At 31.3% G+C, this 4,397-nt stretch carries 4 protein-coding genes; 3 read left to right on the forward strand and 1 reads right to left on the reverse strand.

Annotation, left to right across the window (positions count from 1 at the left end; all coding sequences use genetic code 11):
• Positions 1 to 228: 228 nt before the first annotated feature.
• Positions 229 to 1,344: a tyrosine-type recombinase/integrase gene (locus tag JZO85_RS22635; RefSeq protein ID WP_207110780.1), complete on the reverse strand. Its 1,116-nt coding sequence runs from the start codon at positions 1,342 to 1,344 to the stop codon at positions 229 to 231.
• A gap of 460 nt (positions 1,345 to 1,804) precedes the next feature.
• Here JZO85_RS22635 and JZO85_RS22640 point away from each other — a divergent pair, with 460 nt between their 5' ends.
• The 3 genes from JZO85_RS22640 to JZO85_RS22650 form a co-directional block, all read left to right on the forward strand.
• On the forward strand, positions 1,805 to 2,584 hold the full coding sequence (locus tag JZO85_RS22640) for a LytR/AlgR family response regulator transcription factor (RefSeq protein ID WP_207110781.1): 780 nt from the start codon (positions 1,805 to 1,807) through the stop codon (positions 2,582 to 2,584).
• Between the two features lie 4 nt (positions 2,585 to 2,588).
• Complete coding sequence (locus JZO85_RS22645; RefSeq protein ID WP_207110782.1) at positions 2,589 to 3,866, forward strand: sensor histidine kinase; 1,278 nt, start codon at positions 2,589 to 2,591, stop codon at positions 3,864 to 3,866.
• 194 nt (positions 3,867 to 4,060) lie between these two features.
• Positions 4,061 to 4,397: cyclic nucleotide-binding domain-containing protein (locus JZO85_RS22650; protein WP_242550506.1), on the forward strand; the 337-nt coding region annotated here is incomplete at its 3' end.

Here is a 4,397-nt window from a genome sequence, read left to right on the forward strand (position 1 = left end):
TCTCAATTGAGTTATTTCTATTTTAAATTTCAATAGCTACTATCTTTCTTTTTTTCTTAATTACATTATTAATAATATCTGTATTGAAGACGATTGGTAAAACATAGTTAAAGTCGTTTTTCTTCCCCCTGTTCTTTCTTGATTTTCATACAATCCAGATTGGTCAAGTGAAACCCTTGTGTTGCAAGGCCTTTTGTAGTGTTGACCATAATTACTGACGGCGAATTTTTATATTTTAAAGAGCTTATCTAGTTCTTTCATGCCTTTTCTCCTTGTCTCCATTAATGATCCAGCATACGTATCTAAAGTCATTTTTGTTGATTGATGACCCAGTATTTTACTTAAACTCGCAACATCAATTCCTTTTTCCATACACCTTGTAGCAAAGGTATGTCTCAACACATGAAAGTTAATCTCAGAAAGATCTGCAGCTGCAACAGTTTTTTTGAATCTATTTGTAATCGTACGCGGCTCAATTAGTCCGTCTGTATCTGATACCACATACTCCGAAGAAGCTGCCTTCTGTTTTTCTTCTAAATATTTTTTCAAATTAGGAGGTAAGGGAATCGTTCGCATAGAATTCGCAGATTTTGGTGTTCCTTCAATCAGTTTTGTTCGAGGGCCAGTTGGATTTTCATTCACAATTCTAGACACCGTTCGTTTTACATGAATTAAATTATTTTGAAAATCGACATCTTGCCATTTCAGTCCACTAATCTCACCAATCCGCATACCTGAATATAGCGAAAGTATGATTGGCGAACAGGTTCTATCCTGAAAGGCATAGAGCTCCAATTTCTTTTGTTGTTTCAATGTTAAGATAGAAATTTCTTTTTGTTTCTTTTTTGGTAAAGTAATTTGTTCACAGACATTTTCTAAAATATAACCTAGGCGTTGAGCTTCATTTAGACAATTCTTCAATAAAGTAAAAATATTTCTAATGGTTCCAGCTGCCAGCTTTTTTTCTTGAAGAGAACAAAGGAATACTTGTATATCTTTTTTTCGGATCTTCATCAACGGTACATTGCCTAATTCTGGAAGCAAATGCTTTTCAATTAATTGTTGATAGCTTGAATAAGTTGTTTCCTTTACTTGCCCTTTTACCTTGTTTGTCATCCAATAGTTTAACCAATCACCTAAATTTCCTATGTAAGGACTGATTGTTCGTTCCATACTTGAAACGTATTTAGCTTTCATCATAATCGATTTTTTCTTCGCTTCGGTATAACTCTTTCCGTAGACTGATCCATAAAGAATTCGCCCATTCTCTTTCCTCCCTTTACTATAACGAGCTTCCCACCTTCCATCTTTTCTTTTATAAATATTTTCACCTTTTCTAGCCATGATTTTCCTTCCTTTCTTGACGATTATTTTGACGGCTAACTCAATTCAATGCTTTAAAAATCAACGTTATCATGCTATTGTATTGGAAAAAAATGAGTAAAAATAACCATATCCCCATTTATTGTTTGTTAAAATTAAAATCACATTGACATATACTGATAGATTTGCTAATATTTTTTTATAAACATAGAAAATACACACATACAGCTCTTCTTAATTGTATGAAAATTATGAAAGGAAAATAAGTTTCCTTTCCAGATAATTGATTCTAATGGGGCTATCTCTTTTTAGTTTCCCTTGTTCTCTTTTAATAGTACAAAGAAATAAAAAGTAAAAAAATGCCTTTGGCACCCAAAATAGGGTGTTTCAGGGCATTTTTTATTTTTGTGCAAATCTTTTCCATTTTCTGCTGTTTCCTGTTATATTGGTGTTCAAAATTCTCAAATGGAGGGATTCATAGATGAAAACACATGTTAACACCTATATCGTTGAGGATGAATTGATGCATAGAACTATTGTCACTCAAAAGCTCAAAGACTTCTCTACTAAGAGTGACTTCCTGACATTAGATGTATTCCCAATTGACAATTACATAGATGTATATAATAATCCGACTAATTTATCCATGACAAGCAACGACATCTTTATTATTGATATTCATTTACATTCCTTCTTTAATGGCATTCAATTGGCACAAAAAATTCGAACATTAAATTCGACTGCCTTCATCCTTTTTTTGACAAGCGATACGACAAAAGGAATAGAAGTCATAAATGAACGAATAAATCCAGTAGGATATTTCGTAAAGCAAACAAGTAGCCAGTTACTTTTGGAAGACGAGTTTGTTTTTTTCTTGTCTCAAATTGAGCAAGAGTTAAGAGGTCGCTCCAAAGATGTATTAACAGTAAAATCCTCTGGAAGAAAACACATGATTGTCCCCATTTCTGATATTGTTTATATAGCGTCGATCAAAGGACAAAAAAGGAAAGTTAGTATAAAAACAAATTATCGAGAAATTATTTGTAGCGAAAAAATCTCAAATTTAAAGGATGAACTAGCGGAGGATGGTCGTTTCTATAAAGAATTAAAATCGTTTATAATTAATTTTGATTTTGTTCTTTCTTATAATCAATTAGAGGGCGTTATCACTTTTAAAGATCATTCCGAACTACATTTCGGAACAAAAGTGATTACAAAATTTAAGAAAGCCATTACAGCTTATCAACATGGAGGAAAATAATTTCATGCGTATTGAATTCACTTCTATATCATTAATCTGTCTCAGCTCTCTCTTGTATTTATGGGTTGTAGATAACAAGACCTTTTTCAAAAGAAAGGAAACTCTATATCAATCACTATACCTAATTGTGCTCTTTTTCCTTAGCTTAATTCAAGCTTATGGTTTTCTCTCCTATGCCTTTTTCCCTTTTTTTATCGTCCGTTTCCTTATTCTCTCTAAACGTTTCGACAGTTGGTTGATTTCTGGGGTCTCTTTAATTTGGAAATTTACTATCCTTGTCATTATTCAATTATTAACTTTTGATTTACCAAGATTACTCTTTTCTATTAATTTTTTTTCGTCTATTCCAGTAACGACTTTATTAGTCATTTCACAGATAGTTTTATGCTTATTCTTGTGTGGAATCACAAGTCATTTCATTAACCGGCTGAACATGATCGAAATATTTAGCAGCATCAAAAAGAGATACAGAGTAGCCTCCCTATTGGTTCTGTTATTTTTTATGGTTACTTTTTCTTTATACTTTTTTGGCATACAAAAGAATTCTTTAAGTATTCTTTTGCTAAGTTCGATTCTTTTATGTCTTAGTGGCATTCTTTTTTCTAGTCTCTTTTACTTTATTGTTAAAACCTATAAACAAGCAAAAGAATATGAAATTCTATCTCTATCCCTTTCTAAAATTACAAAAAAATATGAAAATATTTCTGATTTTAGACATGATTACAATGGGATATTACTAAGTTTAAGCGGCTATATAGACTCTGGTGATTTAAAAAATGCTCAACGGTACATTCACTCTATCATTGACTATTCTTCGGGAATTTTTATCCCTGAATACTATACCCAACTATCAAAAATTTCTTTGATGCCTATAAAATCGGTTTTAGCTTCTTATGGTGAAAAAGCAATAAATAAAGACATCGCTTTTATTTTAAAAGTGCCAACTACTATAAACTGTATCAAAATGGACGTTATTGATTTCATTCGTTGTCTCACAGTCCTTTTAGATAATGCATTCGAATCTGTAGTTGGACAGAAAAAAAATGTAATACAAGTGACTCTCGAAAACCACAATGATTATTTTTCTTTGACAATCAAAAATCCAGACCCTTCAAGTGTACCACTAGAAAAGTTAATGGAGAAAGGATACTCAACTAAAAAAAAGCATAAGGGAAAAGGTTTATCAAATATCGCAAAGATATGTGATGAATATAATGGAGTGGATTACACTATCCAACGACTGTCCAATACATTTGTTGCAAGTTTAATAATTGAAAATTAGTCATTATAAATTTTTGGACTATTAGCAGAAATCGTCATATATACTTTAGAAACATTTAAATGAACATCGACTTTTCCCCAAAAAAAGTTTTACACAATTTCTATCTACATATCCATAAATTGATACACGTATCAATTTTACATGCTATTATTAGCATAAAGTAAACTTAGTTTCGAAAGGAGCTCAGCAAAAGGATGGAATACTTTAAAAACAATAAGCAATTAATTGATTATTTAGGTTCAAAAACATTTAGGCATTCTGAGTTTACAAAAATTACTTTGATGAAAGAGGAATATGTGATCACAGAATATGAAAAATCTCAACATCTTTTTTTTGTTGCTGAGGGATTTCTTTCTGTAGAGGTAACAAAAAAACAAGGTTCCTATATTTCAGCTTTCATTTTCGAAAATGATTTATTTGGATTAAACGCATTTTCTAGTTTTCCTTCGAAAAATCATGCAATTAAGGTTCTCAGCTCTGGAGCAATCATTTATCGAGTTGAAAAAAACTTTTTATTGACCTCTTTGAATC

Origin of the sequence: Candidatus Enterococcus murrayae (genome assembly GCF_017315985.1) — a bacterium.
GTDB classification, from domain to species: domain Bacteria; phylum Bacillota; class Bacilli; order Lactobacillales; family Enterococcaceae; genus Enterococcus_A; species Enterococcus_A murrayae.

Excerpts from the sequence above, each read along its gene's own strand:
- JZO85_RS22640 (WP_207110781.1), top strand. The coding sequence starts at position 1,805 with ATGAAAACACATGTTAACACCTATATCGTTGAGGATGAATTGATGCAT.
- JZO85_RS22645 (WP_207110782.1), top strand. The coding sequence starts at position 2,589 with ATGCGTATTGAATTCACTTCTATATCATTAATCTGTCTCAGCTCTCTC.
- JZO85_RS22635 (WP_207110780.1), bottom strand. The coding sequence starts at position 1,344 with ATGGCTAGAAAAGGTGAAAATATTTATAAAAGAAAAGATGGAAGGTGG.